The sequence below is a fragment of the Streptomyces sp. NPDC005931 genome (genome assembly GCF_042871235.1).
Taxonomy (GTDB): Bacteria; Actinomycetota; Actinomycetes; order Streptomycetales; family Streptomycetaceae; genus Streptomyces.
This window is the reverse complement of the sequence record NZ_JBIAIG010000004.1, coordinates 526,344-550,257: the sequence shown is the minus strand read 5'-3', so window position 1 is coordinate 550,257 and position 23,914 is coordinate 526,344. Positions and strand designations below refer to the sequence as shown.

The window sequence follows — 23,914 nt, the reverse complement described above, 5'->3', positions numbered from 1 at the left end:
GTCAGTCCGTCTCCTCCTCGACCGCACCCGCGTGGCCGTGCACCTCGAAGGGGAAGTTCGCCGTGCCCGGGAAGAGGACGGGGACGCCGAGTCTCACATCGGCCGTGACCAGGCCGTCCGCCGTGCCGCAGTCCACCGCCGCGTCCCCCTCCCACGCGCCGGGCAGCTTGTCGAGCCCGGCCTCCTGGCAGGCGCCCTGGCGCCCGCCCGGCGCCGTGGCGGTGCCCGCCCGTACCGCCTCGTCGGCAGCATTCCCCGCGAGAACGAACGTGTATCCCACCAGTACGAGCTGCCACAGCACCACCAGCGTCACGAGAATCGTGGGTGTCATGCCGAGGAACTCGATGGTGACCTGGCCGCGGTCCCGGCTCTGCCGGGTGCGTGTCGGCGCGACGGGCCGCCGACGCCGTGGGAGGTCCCGTAACGGTCGCATGGTCATCCCCCTCCGTCCTTCCTCCGCCGGAAGCCGGCCGACCCGCGGTCGCCGCGCAGCCGGCTCGCCTTGTGGGCGCCCTCGGCGGGCTTGACCAGGGCGAGTTCGCCGGCCAGCGCCCACAGGGCCTGTTTCACCGCGCTCCTGCTCTCGAGTTCGTGCAGCCGGCCCGCGTCCACGACCGACTGGAGTTCCTTGAAGCCGGCGGGGACCGCGGTGCCGGCGACGGCCGTCCCGGTGATCTTCCGGATGAGCGGGGGCTGGATCTCCGTGGCCCGGGTGTGGCGGTTGACGACGACCGTGGTCTCCTCGGCCTTGCGGATCTGGAGCCGGTCCCACATGCGCACGGCCCGCTTGGCGCCCCGTACGGCGATCACGTCCGGGGTGGTGACGAGCAGGGCGGTGTCGGCCATCTCCACGGCCGCCGCGCCGGCGCCGCTCAGCTGGGCGCCGCAGTCGATGACGACGATCTCGTAGCGCGAGCGCAGGGCGCTGACGATCTGGCGGGCGGCCCGGTCGGTGACGTCCTCGCCGCGTTCGCCCTCCGCGGGGGCGAGCAGCAGCGAGACGCCGGTGTCGTGGCGGAAGACCGCGTCGGCCAGGACCCGCGGGGAGATGTCGCTGATCGCGGCGAGGTCGACGACCGAGCGGCGGAACTGGACGTCCAGGTAGGAGGCGATGTCGCCGGCCTGGAGATCCATGTCGACCAGGGCGGTGGCCCGGCCGGACGCCTGGGCGGCGAGGGCGAGCTGGATCGCGGTCAGAGTGGTCCCCACGCCGCCCTTGGCCCCGCTGACGGTGACCACCGTGCCGCCGACGCCGGTGAACACGTCGCCGCCCGAGCCGAGGTGGCGGCGTACGCCGACCGACCACTGGGCGACCGCCTGGACGCGGCTGGCGAGTTCCTCGTAGCTGAGCGGCAGGGCGACCAGGCCGCGGGCGCCGTAGTCCATGGCGGCCTGGAAGAGGCCGGGGCTCGCGTCGGAGGTGACGAGGATGACGCCGACGGCCGGGAAGCGCAGGGCGACCTCACGGATCAGCTCCAGTGCGGGGACCGGGCCGATCCGCTCGTGCACCACCACAACCTCCGGCAGTTCGTCGACCGACTCGGCGGCCAGGCGCGCGAGGGTGTCGACGAGCTGGGTGGAGTCGACCACCGGGGCCACCGGCTCGGCGTCCGGCAGCTGGCTGAGCAGTGTGGTGAGGGAACGGACCGCGTCCGCGTCGCCGACTGCCGGGAGGATCCTCGTGGGCATGCGGGCCTCTCACTTGTCCTTCGCGAGTTCGTACGTCCGCTGCTGTTCGGGGACGCTGGTGTCGCTGCCCGGGGCGACCAGCGCGAGCCGTACCCGCTGGGCGAACGACTCGGCGTAGGTGATGCGCTGGGCGTCGAGGGTGGACAGTGCGAAGGTGATCGGCACGCCGTCGGTGGGCCGGCGGGTGCGGTCGCTCTCGTCGGGATCGAGGGCGGTGATCCGGCCGACGTCCAGGACCTTGGCGTTCGTTACAATGATCTTGGACTGAGCGGAGTCACCCTCACGCTCTCCCTCGAAGGTGGCGTAGACGTTGACGGTCGAGCCCGGCGTGATCTTGCCGGCGACGCCGGTCGCCGCATCGATCATGATGGCGACCTCCTGCTGCCCCGGCTGCAGGGCGGGCTGATTGACGATCATGTCGCTCTGCAGCAGGGAGCCCTCTTTCAGGGTGGTGACGGCGATCTTGCCCTGAATGTCGGCGAGATCGGTGACCGCGGTCTCCGGCAGCCACCGCTCGGGCATGCGGGTCTTCTCGAACTGGCCCGTGCTGAGCGCGGTGTAGGGCGCCACGTTGGACTTCACCCGGTACGCGGTGACCTCGGGGCCGACCTTGGACTTGACGTCGCCGATGACGGACAGCACGCCGGCGAAGGCACCCAGGGCGCACAGGACCGACAGGAGCAGGAGTATCACGCCGCGGCGCTGACGGGAGTTCATGAACCGTACAACCTCATTGGGGCGATCGGTCGGGCGGGAACGAGCGGGATCGGTAGCGGTGAGCGGTGGTCCGTGCGGGTCGGAGCGGGACGGCCCGGGCGCGGGTCCCGTGGCGTGCCCCGTGGTTCAGGACTCAACCGACGACCGCCCTGTTCTCGGGCCGGGGCCGGGGCGGTCCGTCGGGGGCGGGCGGTGTGGCCGAACAGAACACGCACCGGTCGCCGATGACGTCGATGCCGCACCAGTGGCAGGTACTGCGCCGCACGGACGTGACCAGCTGGTACAGCACCGACAGGTCGGGCAGATAGCTGCAGAACTCGATGAGTCTGCCGGTCCCCCACCAGCCCGGTGATGCGGCCGGAAGCGGGCTCTCGCGCAGCCCCTGCACCTTCCAGGACGGGGCCAGGGTGGCGCTGACCCAGTCAGACTGGAGCTGGCCCTTGGCGAGCAGCATCCAGGTGCCGAACTCCGGCCCGTCCAGGGACGCCTCGGGCCCGAGGCGGACCAGCTGGGGCTGCGGGTGGGCGAGGACCGCGAACTGGCTGCCCGGCATCCAGGACTTGGCGTGCTGCTTCAGGTTCACGGGCACCCGGTCGAGCCGGGCGACCGAGCCCAGCAGCGCTCCGGCGTGGATGTAGTGGGTGAGCAGGCGCCCGGCCGAGGCGAGCACGCCGGGGCCGAGGTCGCAGGAGGCGAGCTGGCGTAACTGGCGTACCAGCACGGCCAGTCCGAGCGGCGGCAGGTCGGGCCGGAAGAGCGCGATGCGGTCGCTCTCCAGCAGCGAGCGCAGGGTGTGCAGCCGCCGCTGGACGGCGGTGGGCGCGGCCGGGGAGCAGACCACGATGACGTGGCCGTGCTGTTCGACGATCGTCTGGAGTTCGGTCAGCACCTGTTCGAGCGGGCGGGTGGCGACGTCCCGGAGCACGACGGCGGGCAGGGTCCGTTCGTCCTGCGCCGGCAGCGCCATGTCGGCGCTGGTCACGGCAATGGCAGTTGGCACGCGCAGCTCCCCGTTCTCCCCATGCCCGTCGGTCCGCCGGGCGTTACTCCCGTGCACCCTGATGACTTCACTGCGTGACTTCCTCAGCACTGTATCCACGGCTCTGTGACCGGAGAACAGCGTTTCTGTAGCTGGTGAGCAACTGCCGTCGCACAAGGTGCGCCAAAACGGGGCAGGTTTGAGCAACTTGCCGGGGCGGATGTGGCCGCGCGGGGGTGGGGCCGGGGGCGACCGCTTGACGCTGGGCCCCGGTTTGGGTCCCCGGGCCCACGCTTCCCGGCCGGGCCCGTACCTACGCTCGCCGTCCGAAAACCGTGGCGGCCGGGGAGAGGAGGCCGGCAGGACCGTCGCCCTGATCACGGTGCAGCTCGGCTTCACCGAGGCGCGGTCCGCGGAGCAGGCGGCCATCGCGGCGGAGGCGGGCATCCAGGTGGGCGCGGACGTGGGGGGACAGCGGGAGGTGGAGCTGTCCGGCACGGACGACGCCCGGCGGATGGACTTCACGTTCGAGGCGACGGGCGAGGGGGACGGCCCGCCCGAGGGGGCGCGCGTGGAGGGCGTCGTCCTGACCGGGCTGGACTCCTCCGAACAGACCTTCGCGGTGCGTATCGACGCGCAGCGGGGGAAGCTCTCGGACGCCGATCTTCAGCGGATCGTCGCGTCGGTGGAGGTGCGTTAGCCGTGGAGGTGCGGGGACCATGGAGGTACCGGGGGCCGGTTATGTCGTACTCCCGCTGCTCGTGGCGCTGTTCGGGTGGCTGGCGGTGTCGTCCGCCCGACGGCTGGTGACCGTGACGCGGGTGCTGCGGCGCGGGGTGCGCGCGGGCGGCGAGTGCGTGCGGGTGGACTCCGAGCCGTACCACCGCTCGGAGGCACGGCGGCACTTCTTCGCCTTCCATACGGCCGAGGGCGCGCGGGTGGAGTTCGAGGACCTGGCGGGCTGGGCCATGAAGGAGGGCACACCGGTGACGGTCACCTACGATCCGCGGGACCCGGCGGGCACGGCGACGGTGGCGGGCCGGGGCACGTGGTCCCCGGTGCTCCAGTCGCTCGCGCTGACCGCGGGCTGCGGCCTGGCGGCGCTGGGGTTCGCGGCACTGCTGTGGTCCGGCATCCGGGGAGGCCTCTGATGCCGCACCACCACGGCGCCCCGTCCGGGGCCGGCACGCCCGCGCTGTGCCTGGTGCGGGTCTGGGCGGTCGCGGCGGTCGTCCTGGTCGTCACCCAGCTGGTGCTGACGACCCTGGTGCGGGACCGGCTGGTGGGGCCCGAGGGGGTGCGGTCCTTCGGCGCGGCCCTGGCCCTGGTGCACCTGCCGGATCTGGTGTGCGTGACCCTGGCGGCCTGGGCGGCGTCCCGCGCGCATCCGGAGCCGTGGCGGAACTCGCCGGTCCGCCACGCGGCGGCGTGCTGCACGGTGCCGACGGCGGCCCAGGTGCTCACCCTGTGCTTGACCTGGGACCGCGCGGGCTTCACCACGCTCGCGTGCTGGATGTCGACGGGGGTCCTGCTGGCGGGGTGCGCGCTGGGGGTGCTGCCGGACGGATGGCGGGAGACGGCGCCGCGGCGGGTGTAACCGCCGCTCCCCGTCCGGCAGTTCAGCGGACCACGTGTGGTCTGTACCTATTGACAACTCGATTGGTCTGGACCACCTTGTAGGTCCGACGGTGGCCACCGTTCTCCCTCCTCCCCTCTCCCCCACCGGAGGCCCCAGTGGACCGCGCATCAGGCAAGACCGGACGCAGACGCATCTGGGCCGGAGTCCTCGTCTCCGCCCTCGCCCTCACCTTCGCCGGAGCGGGGCAGGCGGTCGCGGCGGACGTGAACAACGCCAGGAACGCGGGTTTCGAAGCGGGTCTGAGCGGCTGGACCTGCTCCGCGAACAGTGGCACGACCGTCTCCTCCCCGGTGCACGGCGGTACGGCCGCGCTCAAGGCGACCCCGTCCGGGCAGGACAACGCCCGCTGCTCGCAGACAGTCGCGGTCAAGCCCAGCTCCACGTACCGGTTGAGCACATGGGTGCAGGGCGGTTACGCGTACCTGGGCGTGACCGGCACCGGGACGACGGACGTGTCCACCTGGACGCCGGAGTCCAGCAGCTGGAAGCAGCTGTCCACGCGCTTCACCACCGGCTCCTCCACCACCTCGGTCACGGTCTACACCCACGGCTGGTACGGCCAGGCGGCCTACTACGCGGACGACCTGTCGGTGTTCGGACCCGACGGGGGCGGCGGCGGTGACCCGGAGCCCACGGTCCCGGGCACGCCGGGCGGCCTGACCGTCTCCGGCACGACGTCCTCGTCGGTGTCGCTGGCCTGGAACGCGGTCTCGGGCGCGACCGGTTACACCCTCTACCGCGACGGCACGAAGGTCACGGCGGTCTCGGGCACCTCGGCCACGGTGACCGGGCTGTCGTCCGCCACCTCCTACTCCTTCCAGGTCGCGGCGACCAACGCGGCGGGCGAGTCGTCGAAGTCGACGGCGGTCACGGCCCGGACCAAGGACAGCGGCAGCGGGGGCGGCGGCGACCTGCCCAAGCACGCGGTGACGGGTTACTGGCAGAACTTCAACAACGGTGCGACGGTCCAGAGGATCTCCGACGTGCCCGCCCAGTACGACATCATCGCCGTCGCCTTCGCGGACGCCACCGCCACGCCCGGCGCGGTCACCTTCCACCTCGACAGCGCGGGTCTCAACGGCTACACGGTCGACCAGTTCAAGGCCGACGTCCGGGCCAAGCAGGCGGCCGGAAAGAAGGTCATCATCTCGGTCGGCGGCGAGAAGGGCACCGTCACGGTGAACGACTCCGCCTCGGCGACCAGCTTCGCCGACTCCGTGTACGCGCTGATGCGGGAGTACGGCTTCGACGGTGTCGACATCGACCTGGAGAACGGCCTCGACGCGACCTACATGACCCAGGCGCTCCGCGCGCTGTCCGCGAAGGCCGGGCCGTCGATGGTCCTCACGATGGCGCCGCAGACGATCGACATGCAGTCCACGTCGAACGCGTACTTCAGGACGGCGCTGAACGTGAAGGACATCCTCACGGTCGTCAACATGCAGTACTACAACAGCGGTTCGATGCTGGGCTGTGACGGTAAGGTCTACAGCCAGGGCTCGGTGGACTTCCTCACCGCGCTGGCCTGCATCCAGCTCGAGGGCGGCCTCGACCCGTCCCAGGTGGGCCTGGGCCTGCCCGCCTCGACCCGCGGCGCGGGCAGCGGCCATGTCGCTCCCTCCGTGGTCAACAACGCGCTGGACTGCCTGACGAGGGGCACCAACTGCGGCACCTTCAAGCCGGCGAAGACCTACCCGGGCCTGCGGGGCGCGATGACCTGGTCCACCAACTGGGACGCGACGGCGGGCAACGCCTGGTCCAACGCGGTGGGCCCGCACGTGCACGCGCTGCCGTAGCGCGCGACTCGGCACGTCACGCACGGCAGGAGGGCCCCGCTCACGGTCATGTGAGCGGGGCTCGCCTGCCCGTCGGTGCCGCGTGTCCCGTGTCCGCTCGCCGCCGGCCCGTGGCCCGTGACCCGTGGTCCCTAGAAGAACTCCGACCAGGGCTGGTCCCACACCTGTTTGACGCACAGCACCAGGAACAGCAGCCCCGCGACGGCGAGCATCGCGTTGCTGAGCGCACCGTTGCGCCACTCGCGGGGCGTGCGGTCGGAGTTGAGGAGCCGGACCAGGGTGAGGGCCAGGAAGGGCATGAACGCGGCGCCCAGGACGCCGTAGACGATGACGAGGCGGAACGGCTGGCCCTCGAAGAGCAGGATCATCGGCGGGAAGGTCAGCCAGAGCAGATAGGCGCGGAACGGCCAGGACCGCTCCCGCTGTCCGGAGGCGATCTCCTCGGCCCTGGACGCGGCGGCCCTTCCGCGGATCCGGGTCACGAAGTCGGCGAACATCAGGCTCACTCCGTGCCACACGCCGATCAGCGAGGTGAAGGCGGTGGCGAAGAAACCGATCAGGAAGAACTTCGCGGTGGCCGTGCCGTACTCGTCCGCCAGGACGTCACCGAGCTGGACGAGCCCCTTGTCGCCGCTCGCGAGGGCGATCCCGGCGGAGTGCAGCAGCTCCGCGCCGACGAAGAGCATGGCGACGACGAAGACGCCGGTGGTGAGGTAGGCGACGCGGTTGTCCAGGCGCATGACCTTCATCCAGCCGGCGTCGGTCCAGCCCTTGGCGTTGACCCAGTAGCCGTAGGCCGCGAGCGTGATGGTGCCGCCGACGCCGCCGATCAGGCCGAGGGTGTTGAGGACCGAGTCCTTCTCGTCGGGGAGGACCGGCAGAAGGCCGGCGAAGGCGTCCGCGAGGTTCGGGGTGACACGGACCGCCAGGTAGACCGTCACCACGAACATGACTCCCACCAGGACGGTCATGACCTTCTCGAAGACCGCGTACTTGTTGAACCAGACGAAGACCAGGCCCACCAGACCGCAGGCGATGCCCCACCACTTCAGGTCCATCACGTCCGGGAACAGCGCCTGGAGCGGCAGCGCGCTGGACGACATCGCCGCGGCTCCGTAGACGAAGCCCCAGACGACGACGTAGACGCCGAAGAAGTACGTGGTCCAGCGGCCGAGGCTCGCCCAGCCGTCGAACAGGGTGCGGCCGGTGGCCAGATGCCAGCGTCCGGCCGCCTCGGCGAGGGAGATCTTCACCAGGCAGCCGACGACGGCCGCCCACAGCAGCGTGTAGCCGAAGTTGCTGCCCGCGATGAGCGTGGCGACCAGGTCACCGGCGCCCACACCGGTCGCCGCGACCACGATGCCGGGACCGATGTGCCGCCAACTGGACCTGCGGGGCTGGGAGCCGGGCTCGTGTGGTGCTCCGGTGTCCTGGGTCTTTCCCGTGGTGTCCGCCATGGGCTCAAGAAAGCGGAACGGCACCCGTGGGACAAGGGGGCGTGCGGGGATCCGCACGGGATGCACCTGGTCGAGGGGCCGACCGGCCCTGCCTGCTTGACCTGGCCATGCCAGACGTCCACGATGACGGCACCGCACCACGCACGTCGTGCTCGACACGTCGTGCACCGTACGTCGCACTGAACAACCCCACCTCCCACAAGGAGACTTCATGCGACTCCGCATCCGCGGCAGACGGTCCGCCGCGCTCGCCGCACTCCTCGCCCTGGCCCTCGCCGCACCGCTCTCCTCGACGGCGACCGACGCCACCGCCGACAGCGCCGGCCGGGCGGCGCCCGCCGCCGACGACGTCCGCCAGTACGAGATCCACCAGCACACGACTCCCGTGACCCGTACGGCGATCCAGCGCTCCGGCGTCACCGTGGACGAGGCCGACGAGGAGACCGTGGTCGTCTCCGGCCGCGTCGACCAGATCCGCACACTGCGCCGACAGGGCTACGAGGTCACGCCGCTGGGCGCGGCGCCCGACCGCTCCGCCGGGTCCGGCGGGACGCGTCTGTACGACTTCCCCTCGGCCGACTCCCGTTACCACAACTACGCCGAGATGAACGCGGAGATCACCCAGCGGCTGTCGGCGTACCCGAACATCATGAGCAAGCGGGTGATCGGCAAGTCCTACCAGGGCCGGGACATCGTGGCCATCAAGATCAGCGACAACGTGGCCACCGACGAGAACGAACCGGAGGTGCTGTTCACCCACCACCAGCACGCCCGTGAGCACCTGACCGTGGAGATGGCGCTGTACCTGCTGCGCGAACTCGGCGCGGGCTACGGCAGCGACTCCCGCGTCACCAACATGGTGAACAACCGCGAGATCTGGATCATCCCCGACCTCAACCCGGACGGCGGCGAGTACGACATCGCCTCCGGCTCCTACCGCTCCTGGCGCAAGAACCGTCAGCCCAACTCGGGTTCGTCGTACGTCGGAACCGACCTGAACCGCAACTGGAACTACCGCTGGGGCTGCTGCGGCGGGTCCTCCGGCTCCACGAGCTCCGACACCTACCGGGGCTCGGCCCCGGAGTCCGCACCCGAGGTGAGGGTCGTCGCCGACTTCGTGCGCAGCCGGGTCGTGGGCGGGGTGCAGCAGATCAAGGCCGGCATCGACTTCCACACCTACAGCGAGCTGGTGCTCTGGCCGTTCGGTTACACCTACTCCGACACCACCACCGGGATGACGGCCGACGACAACGCGGCCTTCAAGGCGGTCGGGCAGAAGATGGCCGCGAGCAACGGCTACACCCCCGAGCAGTCCAGCGACCTGTACATCACGGACGGGTCGATCGACGACTACCTCTGGGGCGCGCACAAGATCTTCGGGTACACCTTCGAGATGTACCCGAGGTCGTCGTCGGGCGGCGGCTTCTATCCGCCCGACGAGGTCATCGAGCGGGAGACGTCCCGCAACCGGGACGCGGTGCTCCAGTTGCTGGAGAACGCGGACTGCATGTACCGGTCGATCGGCAAGGGCGCCCAGTACTGCAGTTAGGCGCGCCGGTACCGCGGTGCGGCGCGCCGGTACCACGCTCCGGCGCGCCGTGAACCGTCAGTCGCCGGCGGGGTCCTCCTCGAAGTACGCGTCCAGGACCTTGTCCAGCTGCTCGTCCCAATCCTTGTGCTGGGAACGGGACCTGGCGAGGACCTCGATCGGGTACCAGCGGCGGTCGGGGGTGTGGACCGTGACGGTGAACCGCTTGCCGAAGCGGGCCGACTCCGTCTCCACGGCGCCGATCTCGTCCCAGCGGAAGTCGCACTCCTGGTCGTCGAGCCGCAGGCGTACGCCCCTGTGGTCGGCGACGATCCGGGCACGGAAGTCGGACGCCTCGAAGACGGGTCCGTCGGGGTCGGCCTCCTCCTCCGAGGGGGCCGGCTCCTCCGTTTCCGGGGCGGTGGCCTCGGGTTCCTCACCCTCCTCCCGGTCGGCCGCGGCGTCCTCGGCGTCCGCGGCCCCGTCCGGCGTGGCGTCCTTGCCGGAAGCGGGTGCGGTGAGTCCGGGGATGAAGGCCGGGTCGAATCCGGCGCCCTCCAGGGGCTTGCTGCTCGAACCTATGCGCTGCTCCACAGCGGAGCAGTATGGTCGACGAACCTGTGCCGGGCACAGCCGACCCCGAGTTCGTTATCAGACGCCAACACACGCACCGCCGGCGTCAGCCGAGGACGGCGAGGGCGTCGATCTCGACGAGGAGACCGGCGGGCAAACCGACGTAGACCGTCGTGCGCGCGGCGGGCGGCTGGGTGAGGCCCTGGGCCTCGAAGTAGGCGTTGTAGATCTCGTTGAACTCGGCGAAGTGGCCGACGTCGGTGAGATAGACGCGGATCATCATGACGTCGTCCCAGGTGGCGCCGCCCTCCTCCAGGATCGCGTTGACGTTGGCGAGGGTCTGGAGGGTCTGCTCGCGCAGGGTGGGGCCGGCGGGCGTCGGGGGCTGCCCCTCGACGGCGGGCAGGAAGCCGACCTGACCGGCGACCTGGAGGATGTTGCCCTTGCGCACGCCGTGGGAGAACCGTGCGGGCGGTGTGCTGTGGGTCGGCGGGGTGAGCGCCGTCTTCTCGGTCCGGTCGGCGGCCTGCTCGGCCCGTCCGCGCTTCTCGGTGCTCTCGGTCATGCGGTGTCCTCGTCGGAGTGGTGCACGGGCGTCCTGCCGGAGTACTCGCCGCTGACCGCGTCCGCCGTACGGCGCACCAGCGGGAGCAGGGTGAGGAGTTCGTCGGCGGTGACGACGACGTTCGGCGCGGACACCGACATCGCGGCGACCACCCGGCCGTCGGCGCCGCGGATCGGCGCGGCGACGCAGTTGATGGACTCCTCGTGGCCGCCGAGGTCGGTGGCCCAGCCCTGTTCGCGCACCGTGGCCAGTTCGCGCAGGAACGCGGCGGCGTTGGGCGTCGAACGGGGCGTGTACATGGGGTAGTCGAGCTGCTCGGCGACGGCGCGCCGCTCGTGCTCGGGCAGGTCGGCCAGGAGCAGCTTGGCCACGGCGGCGACGGTGATGGCGACGGGCTTGCCGATCCGCGAGTACATGCGCACCGGGTAGCGGCTCTCCACCTTGTCGATGTAGAGGACCTCGTTCTCCTCGTACACGGCGAGGTGCACGGTGTGCCCGCACCGCTCGTTGAGGCGTACCAGGTGGGGGTGGGCGATCTCGCGGACGTCGAGGTTCTCCATGGCCTCCTGGGCCAGCGCGAACAGGCGGGCGCCGAGGCGGTAGCGCTGGTCGGACTGGCGGTAGACCAGGCCGTGCGCGTGCAGGGTGCGCAGCAGGCGCAGGGCCGTGGACTTGTGCACGCCGAGGCGGTCGGCGACCTGTCCCAGGTCGGCGGGGCCCTCGGCGAGCAGCGGCAGGATGCTCAGCGCGCGGTCTACGGTCTGGCTCATGGGGTGCGTGCCTCCTCGTCGGCCCGGTTGCCGTCCAGGGCTGTCCAGCCGGGCCCGAGACGCAGTCTCCCCCACGCGGTGTCGTCCAGGGCGGCCAGCCGGTCGGCGAGGTGGCGGGCGGGGGGTGCGGCGAGATCGCCGGGGGCGGTGAGGGCGGCGGCGGCCATGAGGTGGCCGTGGCGCAGGCGGTCGCGCAGCGGGAGGCCGCGCAGGGTGGCGGAGAGGAAGCCGGCGGCGAAGGCGTCGCCGGCGCCGACGGGTGCCACGACGTCGACGTGCGGGGCGGGTTGATGGACGGGCGGTGCCGTGGCAAGCCCGGGACGGGTCGCGGGGTCCGGCGCCGACGGGCCGCCGGCGGCGCCCGCCCTCCCCCTCGCTGCGCCTCGCTCGCACGGGGCCACCCGCAGCAGGCCGTGGGGCTCCTCCCAGGCGCTCGAGGCGCGGGCGGAGGCACGACGGCCCGGGGCCCCACGGAAGGCTGTCGCCCCGCGTTCCCCCTGCTTGACCACCAGGAGCTCCGGCTCCGGCAGCGCCTCACGGATCGGCTCCGGGCCGCCGGTGATGCCCCAGACCGTCTCGGCCTCGTCCTCGCCCACGAAGACGAGGTCCGCGCCCCGGGCCAGGTCCAGCAGGATGCCGGGGCCGGTGGCGTCGCGCCACAGGCCGGGCCGGTGGTTGACGTCGAAGGAGACCAGGGGGCGTCCGGGGCGGGGTGCGGTCAGTTCGCGCAGCAGGTCCAGGCAGCCGGAGGAGAGCGCTGCGGTGATGCCGGACAGGTGCAGGACCCGCCCCGCGCGCACGGCGTCGAGGTCCACGGTGTCCGGGGTCATCGCGGAGGCCGCGGAGCCCGCCCGGTAGTAGGCGACCTCGTGGGCGTCGGTGCCCCGGTCGCCGGCCGTGCGGAAGTAGACGCCGGTGGGGCGGTCGGGGTCACGGCGGACGTGGGTCACGTCGACGCCGTATCCGCCGATCGCCTCGACGAGGTGGTCGCCGAAGCCGTCCGCGCCGACCCTGCCGACCCACCGCGTCGTGTGCCCGGCGGCGGCCAGCACGCAGGCCACGTTCGACTCCGCGCCCCCGATCCCCCGCTCGAACGAGGGCACGTCGGCGAGGCGGCCCGGCCGGGTGGGAAGGAACGTCACCATGGACTCGCCGAGCGCGACGACGTCCACCACGCCGGGAGCGTCGCGGGGTCCGGTGACGGTCACGATGGGGTGGCTCCTCGTCGGCCGCCCGTGGGCGGCCCTGGACTGCTCGGGACTGCTCGGGACGCGGAGGTGCGTTGACCCCCGCGTGGCCGAGATGTTAGACAGCGCTGAGCGACATACGCAACGGGTGTTGCACGTTATGCAACACCTCCGTCGAGGGAGGCTCTGATGGTCATGGACCCCGGCTCCGGCGCGCTCGCCCGGCTCGCCCGACTCGCGGAGGAACGGGTCGACCACCGCTTCAAGGGCCTCCCGCCGGACGCCGAGGGCCTGACCGTCGGTGAGCTGGCCGCGCAGCGCCGCAACCTCTTCACCGGTGGCTTCACCACACCCGTGCTCGTGCTCTCCGCCGAGCGCCTGGAGCACAACCTGCGGCTGATGGAGACCTACGCGGACCGGCACGGCCTCGCCTTCGCGCCGCACGGCAAGACCACCATGGCCCCGCAGCTCTTCCAGCGGCAGATCGAGCACGGCGCCTGGGGCATCACCCTCGCGGTGCCGCACCAGGTGCGGGTGGCGCGGGCGTTCGGGGTGCGGCGGGTGTTCCTGGCAAACGAGCTGGTCGACCCGGCAGCCCTGCGCTGGATCGCGGACGAACTGGAGGCCGACGGCGAGTTCCGCTTCGTCTGCTGCGTCGACTCCGTGCGCGGCGTCGAACTGATGGACGCGGCCCTCGCGGACGCCGTCCGCCCGGTGGACGTGGTGGTGGAACTGGCCGCCGGGGACGGTGCCCGCACGGGGGTGCGCACCGAGGCGGAGTGCGCGGCGGTCGCCGACGCCGTGGCCGACGCGCGACGGCTGCGACTGGTCGGGGTGGCCGGTTACGAGGGCGAGGTACCGCGGGCCGATCCGGAGCGGGTGCGGGCCTGGCTGCGGCGGCTGGTGGCACTGGCCGTCGAGTTCGACGCGGCGGGGCGCTTCACGGGGGTGGACGGGATCGTGGTGAGCGCCGGCGGCAGCGCCTGGTTCGACGCGGTGGCCGACGTCTTCGCCGGGATCCCGGAACTCTCCGCGCCGGTGCTGAAGCTGCTGCGCTCGGGGGCGTACGTCTCGCACGACGACGGCCACTACCGCAGGCTGACCCCGTTCAACCGGGTGCCGCGGGAGGGCGCGCTGGAACCGGCGTTCCGGCTGTGGACGCAGGTGGTGTCCCGGCCCTCCGCCGAGCAGGCCTTCGTCAACGCGGGGAAGCGGGACGCGGCCTACGACCTGGATCTGCCGTGCGCCCAGGTGGTGCGCCGGGACGGTGCCGAGCGGCCGGCCACCGGCATCTCGGTGACCGCCCTGTCCGACCAGCACGCCTGGCTGCGCACCACCGGGGAGGCCGATCTGGAGGTCGGCGACTGGGTGGGCCTCGGGCTGTCCCACCCGTGCACCTCCTTCGACAAATGGGTGCTCATACCCGTGGCGGAGGCGGACGGCACGGTGGTCGACTACGTCCGTACGTTCTTCTAGGAGGCCCGCGTGGAAGAGCTCGTCATCCGGGACGCGGACGTCGTGGACGGTTCCGGGGAGCCGTCCTACCGGGCGGACGTGGTCGTCGACAGCGGCCGGATCGTGTCCGTCGTGAAGGAGGCGGCGGCAGCGGGCTGCCAGCGGCCGAAGGCCCGCCGGGAACTGGACGCCGAGGGGCTGGTCCTCTCCCCCGGGTTCATCGACATGCACGCCCACAGCGATCTGGCGCTGCTGCGCGACCCCGACCACAGCGCCAAGGCCGCGCAGGGCGTCACCCTGGAGGTGCTGGGCCAGGACGGGCTGTCGTACGCGCCGGTCGACGACCGCACGCTCGGGGAGGTGCGCCGGGCGATCGCCGGCTGGAACGGCTCCGGGGACGACATCGACTTCGACTGGCGGTCGGTGGGCGAGTACCTGGACCGCCTGGACCGGGGCGTCGCGGTCAACGCCGCCTATCTCGTCCCGCAGGGCACGGTCCGCGCGCTCGTGGTCGGCTGGGAGGACCGGGCGGCCACGCCCGCGGAGCTGGACCGGATGCGGCGGCTGGTCGCCGACGGCCTGGAGCAGGGCGCGGTCGGCATGTCGTCCGGGCTGACGTACCCGCCGGGGATGTACGCCGACGACGCCGAACTGACGGAACTGTGCCGGGTGGTGGCCGAGTACGGCGGCTACTACTGCCCGCACCACCGCTCCTACGGCGCGGGCGCGCTGGAGGCGTACCAGGAGATGATCGCGCTGGCCCGGGAGGCGGGCTGCCCACTGCACCTGGCGCACGCGACGATGAACTTCGGGGTGAACAAGGGGCGGGCGCCGGAACTGCTGGCGCTGCTGGACGAGGCGCTGGACGCGGGAGCGGACATCAGCCTCGACACCTACCCGTACACGCCGGGCTGCACGACCCTCGTGGCGCTGCTGCCGAGCTGGGCGGGCGAGGGCGGGCCGGAGGAGACCCTGCGCCGGCTCGCCGACGAGGACACGGCCGAGCGGATCCGCCACCACCTGGAGGTCATCGGCTCGGACGGCTGCCACGGGGTGCCCGTGGACTGGGGGACCGTCGAGGTCTCGGGCACGGGCGACCCGGCGCTGGCCGAGTACGTGGGCCGTACGGTGCTGGAGTCGGCGCGGGCGCGCGGCGAGACGCCGTGGGCGGTCGCGCGGGGGCTGCTGCTCGAGGATCGGCTGGCCCCGACGATCCTCCAGCACGTCGGTCACGAGGAGAACGTCCGGGCGGTCATGCGGCACCGGGTGCACACCGGCGGCTCGGACGGCATCCTCCAGGGCGCCCGGCCGCATCCGCGGGCCCACGGCACGTTCCCGCGGTACCTGGGCCGGTACGTACGGGAGTTGGGGGTGCTGTCGCTGGAGGAGTGCGTGGCGCGTCTGACCGGGCGTCCGGCGGCGCGGCTGCGGCTGCCGGACCGGGGACTGGTGCGCGAGGGGTACAAGGCCGACCTCGTCCTCTTCGACCCGGCGACGGTGGCCGCGGGCGCCACCTTCGAGGAGCCCCGGACGCCGCCGACGGGCATCCCCCACGTGCTGGTCGACGGACGGTTCGTGATCGAGGACGCACGGCGCACGGACGCCCTGCCGGGCCGGGCGGTCCGCCGAACGCCCCGCTGAACGCCCGCCCCACGCTGCGGTGGGCACGGGACCGGAGCCGCCACGGAGGGACCCGCCACGCGCGCGGCCGACCGGGGCGGCCCGGGCGTGCGGCCGCGGGGCACGGGCACGACCGCGGCCACCGGACGCAAGCCGAACGACCGCGCCGGTCCCGAGCACGCTCCGCGTGCCGGTCGATCGAATCGACCTCGCCGACCAAGAAACCACACAGCAGCGCCACTCGAACCACTTCGGACCCGCCTCGCCGCATCCCGGAGGTCGTCCACCAGGTCGGGTGTCGCGGTCGTGGCGACGCGCGCGGAGCCGATCCGTCGGAGCCAAGTCGACGCGCAGGGGCTCGCGCTCCCGGCACCGATTGGCCCGGCGCGGCAGGCCACACGCAGGTGCGGGCACGGTTGTCACCGGGGCGCGGCAACCGGACCCGGTGTGCCCGCCCCGATCACGCTCCGCGTGCCGGTCGGTCGTCACCGTCGGTCGGGACGCCCGGCCCCGGCGTCACCTGGGCCGCTTCGGGCCTCCCTGCCCGCGTCCCGGGTGGTCGTCCACCGGCTCCGGGGCCGCGGTGGTGGTGGGCGTGGTCGTGGCCGGGGGACGGGAGCCGGAGCCGGAGCCGGGCGGGGAGGGGCTCGCGCTCGCGGTGCCGGTGGAGCCGGCGGAGGGCGACTCGCGCGGCGTGGGGTGGTCGGAGGCGGCGTCGGCGGTGGAAGGAGCGGTGGCCGGATCGTCCGGGCTCGCGGAATCCCCGGTCGTCGTTCCGGTGCGCTCGTCCTTGCCCTCGGTGTCGGACGGCGACCCCGAGAAGGCGAACCCGGCCATCAGCGCCGCCGCCGAGACGGCGCCCAGGGCCCCGGCGGCCACCGCGACCCGGCGCGAGCGCCAGGGGCTGGGCCGGCGCCGGGCGCGTCGGCGGGCGGCACGTCCGGCGTCGTCGTCGGCCCAGGCGCCCTCGGGCCCCTCGCCGTCGCCGTACCCCACGCCCTCACCGTGTCCCACGGCGGGCGGGTGGCCCGGCGGGGGCACCGCGCCGCCGTCGCCCGGGTACGGCACGCCGTCGCCCGGGTACGGCACGCCGCCGCCCGGCGGCGGTACCGTGCCCGTCTCCGCCGCGGACAGCGCGGCTCCCTGCACCGGATGCGCGGCGTCGGCCACGACCGGCGGCAGCTCCCGCGTCTCGTCGTACGCGTTCTGCCAGCCGTGGGCGGCCGCCGGATCCGCGTACTCGTCGTACGCCGGAGGTGGGGCGGTCTGCGGGAGGTACACATTCGGCGGGCCCTGGTGCTCGCGCGCCTCGTGCCCCTCGTCGGAGTACCGGGATGGCCTGGACATGGCGACGCATTGTAGAGACGCGAGGGCTGCGGGGACAGCGAATGGACATACCCACCCGAACCGCCGCGTCTCACGTGGCGGAAAACACGGCCCAAAGGGCATTACTGGGCCGTAAGCTCCCTTGCATGCAGGTGATCCAGTCGACCAAGCTCGCCAACGTCTGTTACGAGATCCGGGGCCCGGTGCTCGAGGAGGCGATGCGGCTGGAAGCGGCCGGTCACCGGATCCTCAAGCTGAACACCGGCAACCCGGCGGCGTTCGGCTTCGAGTGCCCGCCCGAGATCCTGGAGGACATCCTCCGCAACGTCTCGTCGGCGCACGGCTACGGAGACGCGAAGGGCCTGCTGGCGGCACGCCGGGCGGTCGTGATGCACAACCAGACCCTCGGCATCGAGACCGACGTCGAGCACGTCTTCATCGGCAACGGCGTCTCCGAGCTGATCGTGATGGCGATGCAGGGACTGCTGGACGACGGCGACGAGGTGCTCGTCCCGGCCCCGGACTACCCGCTGTGGACGGCCGCCGTCTCCCTGTCCGGCGGCACGGCGGTGCACTACCGCTGCGACGAGCAGTCCGACTGGATGCCGGACCTCGCCGACGTGGAGCGCAAGGTCACCGACCGCACCAAGGCGATCGTGATCATCAACCCGAACAACCCGACCGGCGCGGTCTACGACGAGGCGGTGCTCAAGGGCCTGACGGACATCGCCCGCCGCCACAACCTGCTGGTCTGCTCGGACGAGATCTACGACAAGATCCTCTACGACGACGCCAGGCACGTCCCCACCGCCTCCGTCGCGCCCGATCTGCTCACGCTCACCTTCAACGGCATGTCGAAGGCGTACCGGGTGGCGGGCTACCGGGTGGGCTGGATGTCGATCTCCGGCCCGCGCGCCCACGCCGACTCCTACATCGAGGGCCTGACGATCCTGGCGAACATGCGGCTGTGCGCGAACATGCCGGGGCAGCACGGCGTGGTCGCGGCACTCAGCGGGCGCCAGACGATCAACGACCTCGTACTGCCGGGCGGGAGGCTGCGCGAGCAGCGGGACACGGCGTACGAGCTGCTGACCCGGATCCCCGGGGTGAGCTGCGTGAAGCCGAAGGGGGCGCTGTACCTCTTCCCGCGGCTCGACCCCGCCGTCTTCAAGATCAAGGACGACCGGAGGATGGTGCTGGACCTGCTGCGCCGCGAGAAGATCATGGTCGTGCAGGGCACCGGCTTCAACTGGCCGGAACCGGACCACTTCCGCGTGGTCACGCTGCCCACGGTCACCGATCTGCGGGACGCGATGGGCCGGATCGCACGGTTCCTCGACGGCTACACCCAGCTCTGACCGGCCGACGCCCCGGGCCGCGCGCTCACCCGCTGTGATCCGTGCATCCGATTTTGTGAACAACTCAACTTTAGACGAAATCTAAGCTAGGATGGCTTCCTGCCAGCACTCAGGAGGCCGTCCATGTACGAACCGATCCGCACCAAGTCGGTCCACAGCACGATGGCCGGCACCCCCCAGGACTTCCCCCACCGCTCCCGTGAGGAAGAGCTGGACATCCAGCTCGCCGGCCACCTCGCGGCGCTGCTCGCCGTCACCGACGAGCTGCGCCTGGTGGCGCCCTCGGCCGATCTGGACACCGCGGCCGAACGGCTCGCCGAGCAGGTGGCCAGGCTGCGGGGAGGACGTACGCCGGCCCGCGCGTCGGCGACCACGACGGGCCGCGAGCCGCACGCGGCGGCCCTGCACCGGCGGGCGCACGCCCTCGCGGGCCGCGCCCTGGTGGTCGCCGCCTCCCGCGCCGACACGGCGGTGGCGATCCTCGCCGCCGAACGGATGGACGCCCACGCCGCGGCCCAGCAGCCGCGCGCCCTCGCGTCCCACTGAGCCCCGCGGGGCTCCCCTCGACGGCCCCGGTCCGCGCGCACCCGCAGCGACGCGCGGACCGGGTGCCCTCAGCCACCCCCCGGTCGGCGCGCGTACACCGTCGCGACCCGCCGTGCGGCGGGTCTCGACGAGCACCGGTTGGAGCGTGCTCCCGGGCACGGAGCGGCGCAGCCGCCACGCCGACCGGGAACGGTGTTCGGCGATGCCCGCTCGGCGCTGTCCCGTACACCGGTGATGCCGGCGGTCACCGGGACGGCTGTGCACGGGCGGGGAGGACGGGGCCGGCCGGAGCGCCGAGAGCGGTGACGACGTGCCGGAAGACCACGCGGTCGTCCGCCTCCGCCTCGGCACGCACCAGGACGCCCGTCTCCATGTCGATGGTGAAGCCGCACGTCAGGGCCTCGTCCGGAGCCCAGGCGCTGAACGGGAAGGTACGCAGCGGACGGACGCCGGCCCGGACGGAGGTCGCCGACACGGCCGTGACATGGGCCAGGTGGGACACGATGCGGGCCGGTGCGAGCAGTTCGGCCAGCCGGGCGGCCACCGGGCTCGTCCGGTCCGGTGCGTAGTCGCCCGTGAGCGTCAGGCACTGCCCGCCGACCGAGACCGTCCAGGAACGGGCCGACGGCACGGACGTGAAGGAGTAGTCGTCGTGCGGGTCGGCCTCGACGTCGACGCCGGCCGTCAGCCGGACGGGCTCCACCAGGGTCCTGGCCATGCGCGCCGCCACCCGCCCCGCCTCCGCCGACGACCGCGCGCCACGGACGTTCAGCTCGCCGGTCCTGGCCGTTGCCAGGAGTCCCTGATCGTCGTGGAGCGTGGCGGACCGGAGGAATCCGGTGACCGGATCGAGCCGCACGACCAGGCCGCGGGCACCGGGCGGCAGCCACGCGTCCGCGGGGTCGGCGAACGACGCGTGGGGCGCGAGGGAGAGTTCGACCCAGTTCTCACCGCGCACGGCCCCGGTCACCGTCCCGATCCCGCGGATCAGGCGGGCGGGGTCGAACAGGACGGCCCACGGCTCGTCGGGATCCTCCTCCCGGAGGCGCGCGGGCGCGACGCCGTCCAGCCGGAAGGTCTGCGTCCTTCCGTGCCGCGGCGACTGCGGTTCCCCGGCCACCCGGGCACCGAACCGCCCACCGAGATCCGCGTCGGCATCCCGTGCCGCGTACGCGACGTCGACCACCGCGTCCTCGGCGACCGTCGCGCCGATCCGGGACAACGCCCAGGCGATCAGCGGTTCGTGGTCCGCGGGCGGGTCGCCCAACCAGTGGGTAGTTGCCATGATGCCCAGGTCTCCTCGGCGCCGGGACGGTCCGGTGCCCACTGCACGTACAGTACGCGGTAGGGGTGATCGGGAGGCGGCACGCCCACGGCCTCCACCGTGTACGAGCCGTCCGGGTTCTCCGTGATCCGGCACCCCGGGTCGGTGATCCCGGCCCCGCAGGCCAGGATCTTCTGCCGCCGTGTGTCCTCGTCCGGGATGCCGGACTCGTCGATCCTGCTGTGCAGCATGAACGAGGCGTACGACGGGGCCGAAGCGGCCGTGACCGTGGCCTCCAGGGACGGTGCGGGGTCGGACCGCTGACCGTTGCCCGCCGGACGCCGCAAGGGACTTGCTCGGTGCGACAGGGCCGGGGGCGACTCGGACACCTGTGTGAATGTGGCTGGTTGTCGCCCGAGGAGCGCCGCATCGTCGCAGATGTCGAGGCGGGCACCGCGGCCGCCGCTGCCGTACCTGTACCCGCTCGACCGCGCCCGCCGCGCGCGGCACGGGGACATAGGATCACCGGCATGGCGCTGCGACCTGTTCAGGTGAACATCAAAGCCCTTGACCCGCCGGCGGTCGGCCGGTTCTGGGCGGAGGCGCTCGGCTGGAGTGCCTACAGCCCCGGCGTGACCACCTACGTCGGACCGCCCGGCGGCCTCGTCTGGCCGGACCCGGTCGCCCTCGGCATCGACGTCGTACCCGTCGCGGAGTCCAAGACGACGGCCAAGAACCGTGTGCACCTCGACCTCACCACCACCTCCGCGGCCCACCAGGCGGAGTTGGTCGCACGCCTGAAGACGCTCGGCGCGAAGCCCGTCGACGTGGGCCAGGGAACTGTGCCGTGGACGGTCCTCGCCGACCCGGAGGGCAACGAGTTCTGCGTGCTGGAGCCCCGGGAGACCTACCGGGACACCGGGCCGATCGCCGCGGTGGTGGTCGACTGCGCGGATCCGCGGGCGATGGCCCGGTTCTGGGGTGCGGCAGTGGACTGGACCCTGCACGAGGCCACGGGCGATCACGCGGTGCTGCGCTCCGCCCGGGGCGTCGGGCCGTACCTCGAGTTCCTGCGCACGCCCGGCCGGAGGACCGTGCCGGACCGCGTCCATCTCGACCTGCTGCCGTACCCCGGTGACGACAGGGCGGTGGAGGTGGCCCGGCTGCGGGCGCTCGGCGCCACCGACCTCGACGTCGGCCAGGGTGACGTCCCGTGGACGTGCCTCGCCGACCCGGAGGGGCACGAGTTCTGCGTACTCGCCGTGCCCTGACGCGGAGCCCCGGCGGCGCGCCGGGACAGGCGGGTCGGGTGAGCTCCTCGCCCCCGGACGACGGCCCCTGATCAGCCGGACCGTCCTGGCATTCCGGTGAACCAGCACTGATCCCGTCCCGCTCGAGGGATGCGAGGACGGATGTCGGGCCGGGGCCCTGAACGCGGGCCCCGGTGCGCGCACCGGGATCCCGGACCACGCAGCGGGGATCCCGGACCACGCACCCGACAGCGGCGTACGGTTCCTCGCCCTGCACCTCGCCCGACGCCCCCGGACGGCGTCCCGGCACGACCCGCGCGACCCTCTCCCGGGGCCGCGCGGGTCTGCCGGAAGGAAGCGCCGGTCACCCCGCACGGGGGTGCGGTAGTGGTCGGTCTCCGCAGCGGATCAGCGGGTCACGTACACCGTCGCCGACGCCGTGGACCCCTCGTGCAGGTCGTCGCCGGCCCAGCTCACGGTGTAGGTCGTCTCCCGACGGGTGCGCGGAAGGTCGTCGATGGTGAAGGTGCCGTCCGCGGCGACCGTCACCGACGACAGCGTGCCGGTGCCGAGCCGGTCGGTGCGCTCCACCTTCAGCGTCGGCCGCTCGGCCGGCGTCTTCCCCTGCGCGGTGAACGTGCCGGCGATGCGCACACCGGTGCTCATCGACGCCTCCGCCGGGGCGGTGAGCGCGAGGGAGCTGGCCGCCTTGCCGACGGACACGGTGTGGGTGACGTCGGTGGCCGGACGGTGCGTGAGGTCGCCGAGGAAGGACACCGTGTACGTGGCCTCGCCGACCAGGTCCGGTTCGTCGAGGACGGTGAACGTGCCGTCCGCCCGGACGGTCGCGGTGCCGAGCTGGTGCGTGCCGCCCGCGTCCGTGCGGGTCGCCGTGACCTTCAGCGGCTCGGTGGGGGCCGGACCGTCGAACTCCAGTCTGCCGCGCACCGCCAGCGCCTCGCCCGCGACCGCCTGGGCGGGGCTGTGGGTCAGCCCGCCGGTGAAGCGGGCGTCGTACTGGACGGCCGGGGGCTGGATGACGTGCAGCCAGTACTGGTTCCCCGAGGCGTTGGTGGTGACAGCGAACAACCGCGAGCCGTCGGCGGACCACTCCAGCCCGCGCGGCGCCACCCGGTCGCCGTCGAGGCTGCCCTCGAAGGCGAACTCCAGCGGCGGGGTCGCGTCCGCCGGGTCGGCGGGCGGGAGCAGCAGGTCGGGCGTCGCACCGGAGGCGGAGGCGCCGCGTGCCAGGTACTTCCCGTCCCCGCTGAAGGCGACCGCGGAGGCGGAGGCGCCGGCCGGCAGCGGCGGGTAGCCGGTACCGGCGTCGGACAGGTCCGTGGTGTTGAGCAACCGGGTGCCGGCGGTGCCGTCGGCGACGGCCACCTTGGTGCCGTCCGGGGAGAACGCCATGTCCTTCAGGTTCAGCGCGCCCTTGCCGTCGGCGTCGGCGAAGCGGCGGCCGGCGGTGCGCACCGGGGTCGCCCCGCTCGCGTCGTACACCGCGAGGAACGGGTCGGCGGCCTTGGCGTTGAGGGGCTGACCCATCATCAGCCGGTCGCCCGGGCCCGCCTCCAGCTGGAGCCGGCCGTGGTCCTGCCAGCCGGTGCGCTGCCAGGTGTTGTCGGAGTGGTAGGAGTCCAGGTACGTGAGCGTCGTGTCGCACTCCGAGGTGTAGTACGCGTACGGCGCGGTGTGGTAGACCGTGCCGCCCGCGTACGCCAGGCTGCGACCGCAGGTGTCCGTGGACACCAGCAGCCCGCCCTGCGGCTGGTGGGTGGACGTGTCGTAGCGGAGGATCCCCTCGCGTCCGCCGACGTAGAGGGTGGTGCCCTCGGCGTTCAGCGCGAGGCCGGAGACGTGGCGCTGGGTGGTGATGGTGGTGACGCGCTCGCCGGAGAAGTCGTAGACGGCGACGAGTCCGCTGTTGTAGGAGCTGCCCAGATTGCTGTCGGCGACGTACACCCGCTGGTGCGCCGAGTCGACGGCCAGTGCCGAGAACGAGGAGATCGGCAGCTTGGCGACGAGGTCGGCGGCCGCCGCGTGCGCGGCGGGTGCGGCGGCGAGCGTCAGGCCGCCGCCGGTGAGCGTGGCGGCGAGCAGCGTGGCCGCGAGACGTCTGGATCGTCGTGCTGTATTCAACTGTGCCCCCCACAGGCTGTGTCGGCGACCCGCGCGAAACGGCCGCTGCCCAC

23 protein-coding genes are annotated in these 23,914 nt (G+C 72.7%); 10 read left to right on the top strand and 13 right to left on the bottom strand.

What is annotated here, in order from left to right:
• Nucleotide 1: 1 nt before the first annotated feature.
• From ACFYOV_RS13585 to ACFYOV_RS13570, 4 genes are all read right to left on the bottom strand, one after another.
• Nucleotides 2-433: a pilus assembly protein gene (locus ACFYOV_RS13585; RefSeq protein WP_389087104.1), complete on the bottom strand. Its 432-nt coding sequence runs from the start codon at nucleotides 431-433 to the stop codon at nucleotides 2-4.
• Nucleotides 434-435: 2 nt separating this feature from the next.
• Complete coding sequence (locus ACFYOV_RS13580) at nucleotides 436-1,689, bottom strand: CpaE family protein (protein ID WP_389086717.1); 1,254 nt, start codon at nucleotides 1,687-1,689, stop codon at nucleotides 436-438.
• A gap of 9 nt (nucleotides 1,690-1,698) precedes the next feature.
• Entirely contained in the window at nucleotides 1,699-2,406 is a 708-nt protein-coding gene (cpaB, locus tag ACFYOV_RS13575) for a Flp pilus assembly protein CpaB (RefSeq protein WP_389086715.1), read from the bottom strand.
• Between the two features lie 133 nt (nucleotides 2,407-2,539).
• Complete coding sequence (locus ACFYOV_RS13570; protein WP_389087102.1) at nucleotides 2,540-3,388, bottom strand: hypothetical protein; 849 nt, start codon at nucleotides 3,386-3,388, stop codon at nucleotides 2,540-2,542.
• Nucleotides 3,389-3,767: 379 nt separating this feature from the next.
• On the opposite strand from ACFYOV_RS13570, the gene ACFYOV_RS13565 reads away from it, so the two are divergent.
• From ACFYOV_RS13565 to ACFYOV_RS13550, 4 genes are all read left to right on the top strand, one after another.
• Nucleotides 3,768-4,085 (top strand): hypothetical protein, encoded by a 318-nt coding sequence (locus tag ACFYOV_RS13565; protein WP_389086712.1) that lies wholly within the window; start codon nucleotides 3,768-3,770, stop codon nucleotides 4,083-4,085.
• Between the two features lie 19 nt (nucleotides 4,086-4,104).
• On the top strand, nucleotides 4,105-4,536 hold the full coding sequence (locus ACFYOV_RS13560; RefSeq protein WP_389086710.1) for a DUF3592 domain-containing protein: 432 nt from the start codon (nucleotides 4,105-4,107) through the stop codon (nucleotides 4,534-4,536).
• The gene (locus tag ACFYOV_RS13555; protein WP_389086707.1) at nucleotides 4,536-4,982 is read left to right on the top strand and encodes a hypothetical protein; all 447 of its coding nucleotides are present in this window, start codon (nucleotides 4,536-4,538) and stop codon (nucleotides 4,980-4,982) included. Before ACFYOV_RS13560 ends, ACFYOV_RS13555 begins: the two co-directional genes overlap by 1 nt.
• A 137-nt stretch (nucleotides 4,983-5,119) precedes the next feature.
• Nucleotides 5,120-6,820, top strand: coding sequence for a chitinase (locus ACFYOV_RS13550; RefSeq protein ID WP_389086705.1), 1,701 nt, complete (start codon nucleotides 5,120-5,122; stop codon nucleotides 6,818-6,820).
• A gap of 131 nt (nucleotides 6,821-6,951) precedes the next feature.
• On the opposite strand, the gene ACFYOV_RS13545 is transcribed toward ACFYOV_RS13550, so the two are convergent.
• The gene (locus ACFYOV_RS13545) at nucleotides 6,952-8,277 is read right to left on the bottom strand and encodes an Nramp family divalent metal transporter (protein ID WP_389086702.1); all 1,326 of its coding nucleotides are present in this window, start codon (nucleotides 8,275-8,277) and stop codon (nucleotides 6,952-6,954) included.
• A 211-nt stretch (nucleotides 8,278-8,488) separates the two neighbouring features.
• Between ACFYOV_RS13545 and ACFYOV_RS13540 the strand changes: the two genes are divergently transcribed.
• Nucleotides 8,489-9,826 (top strand): M14 family metallopeptidase, encoded by a 1,338-nt coding sequence (locus ACFYOV_RS13540; RefSeq protein ID WP_389086700.1) that lies wholly within the window; start codon nucleotides 8,489-8,491, stop codon nucleotides 9,824-9,826.
• Between the two features lie 57 nt (nucleotides 9,827-9,883).
• Here the strand turns inward: ACFYOV_RS13540 and ACFYOV_RS13535 are convergent, their stop codons facing one another.
• The 4 genes from ACFYOV_RS13535 to ACFYOV_RS13520 form a co-directional block, all read right to left on the bottom strand.
• Nucleotides 9,884-10,399: a hypothetical protein gene (locus ACFYOV_RS13535; RefSeq protein WP_389086697.1), complete on the bottom strand. Its 516-nt coding sequence runs from the start codon at nucleotides 10,397-10,399 to the stop codon at nucleotides 9,884-9,886.
• 85 nt (nucleotides 10,400-10,484) lie between these two features.
• A complete protein-coding gene (locus ACFYOV_RS13530) occupies nucleotides 10,485-10,943 on the bottom strand; it encodes a RidA family protein (protein ID WP_389086695.1) in 459 nt (152 codons plus the stop codon).
• Nucleotides 10,940-11,713, bottom strand: a complete 774-nt coding sequence (locus tag ACFYOV_RS13525; protein WP_389086692.1) for an IclR family transcriptional regulator — start codon at nucleotides 11,711-11,713, stop codon at nucleotides 10,940-10,942. The genes ACFYOV_RS13530 and ACFYOV_RS13525 overlap by 4 nt, the downstream gene beginning before the upstream one ends.
• A complete protein-coding gene (locus ACFYOV_RS13520) occupies nucleotides 11,710-12,921 on the bottom strand; it encodes a sugar kinase (protein WP_389086690.1) in 1,212 nt (403 codons plus the stop codon). Before ACFYOV_RS13520 ends, ACFYOV_RS13525 begins: the two co-directional genes overlap by 4 nt.
• Before the next feature lie 168 nt (nucleotides 12,922-13,089).
• Here ACFYOV_RS13520 and ACFYOV_RS13515 point away from each other — a divergent pair, with 168 nt between their 5' ends.
• Both ACFYOV_RS13515 and ACFYOV_RS13510 read left to right on the top strand, forming a co-directional pair.
• Nucleotides 13,090-14,376: an amino acid deaminase gene (locus tag ACFYOV_RS13515; RefSeq protein WP_389086687.1), complete on the top strand. Its 1,287-nt coding sequence runs from the start codon at nucleotides 13,090-13,092 to the stop codon at nucleotides 14,374-14,376.
• Between the two features lie 9 nt (nucleotides 14,377-14,385).
• Nucleotides 14,386-15,996 (top strand): amidohydrolase family protein, encoded by a 1,611-nt coding sequence (locus tag ACFYOV_RS13510; protein ID WP_389086685.1) that lies wholly within the window; start codon nucleotides 14,386-14,388, stop codon nucleotides 15,994-15,996.
• Nucleotides 15,997-16,491: 495 nt separating this feature from the next.
• Here ACFYOV_RS13510 and ACFYOV_RS13505 read toward each other — a convergent pair whose 3' ends face one another.
• Entirely contained in the window at nucleotides 16,492-17,322 is an 831-nt protein-coding gene (locus ACFYOV_RS13505; RefSeq protein ID WP_389086682.1) for a hypothetical protein, read from the bottom strand.
• Between the two features lie 125 nt (nucleotides 17,323-17,447).
• Here ACFYOV_RS13505 and ACFYOV_RS13500 point away from each other — a divergent pair, with 125 nt between their 5' ends.
• Nucleotides 17,448-18,659: a pyridoxal phosphate-dependent aminotransferase gene (locus ACFYOV_RS13500; protein WP_389086680.1), complete on the top strand. Its 1,212-nt coding sequence runs from the start codon at nucleotides 17,448-17,450 to the stop codon at nucleotides 18,657-18,659.
• 123 nt (nucleotides 18,660-18,782) lie between these two features.
• Nucleotides 18,783-19,205, top strand: coding sequence for a hypothetical protein (locus tag ACFYOV_RS13495; protein ID WP_389086678.1), 423 nt, complete (start codon nucleotides 18,783-18,785; stop codon nucleotides 19,203-19,205).
• A 244-nt stretch (nucleotides 19,206-19,449) separates the two neighbouring features.
• Here ACFYOV_RS13495 and ACFYOV_RS13490 read toward each other — a convergent pair whose 3' ends face one another.
• Complete coding sequence (locus ACFYOV_RS13490; protein WP_389086676.1) at nucleotides 19,450-20,490, bottom strand: hypothetical protein; 1,041 nt, start codon at nucleotides 20,488-20,490, stop codon at nucleotides 19,450-19,452.
• Entirely contained in the window at nucleotides 20,439-20,720 is a 282-nt protein-coding gene (locus ACFYOV_RS13485; protein WP_389086674.1) for a hypothetical protein, read from the bottom strand. The genes ACFYOV_RS13490 and ACFYOV_RS13485 overlap by 52 nt, the downstream gene beginning before the upstream one ends.
• A 279-nt stretch (nucleotides 20,721-20,999) precedes the next feature.
• On the opposite strand from ACFYOV_RS13485, the gene ACFYOV_RS13480 reads away from it, so the two are divergent.
• Entirely contained in the window at nucleotides 21,000-21,740 is a 741-nt protein-coding gene (locus ACFYOV_RS13480; protein ID WP_389086672.1) for a VOC family protein, read from the top strand.
• Nucleotides 21,741-22,127: 387 nt separating this feature from the next.
• Here ACFYOV_RS13480 and ACFYOV_RS13475 read toward each other — a convergent pair whose 3' ends face one another.
• Complete coding sequence (locus ACFYOV_RS13475) at nucleotides 22,128-23,861, bottom strand: Ig-like domain repeat protein (protein WP_389086669.1); 1,734 nt, start codon at nucleotides 23,859-23,861, stop codon at nucleotides 22,128-22,130.
• Between the last annotated feature and the right edge of the window lie 53 nt (nucleotides 23,862-23,914).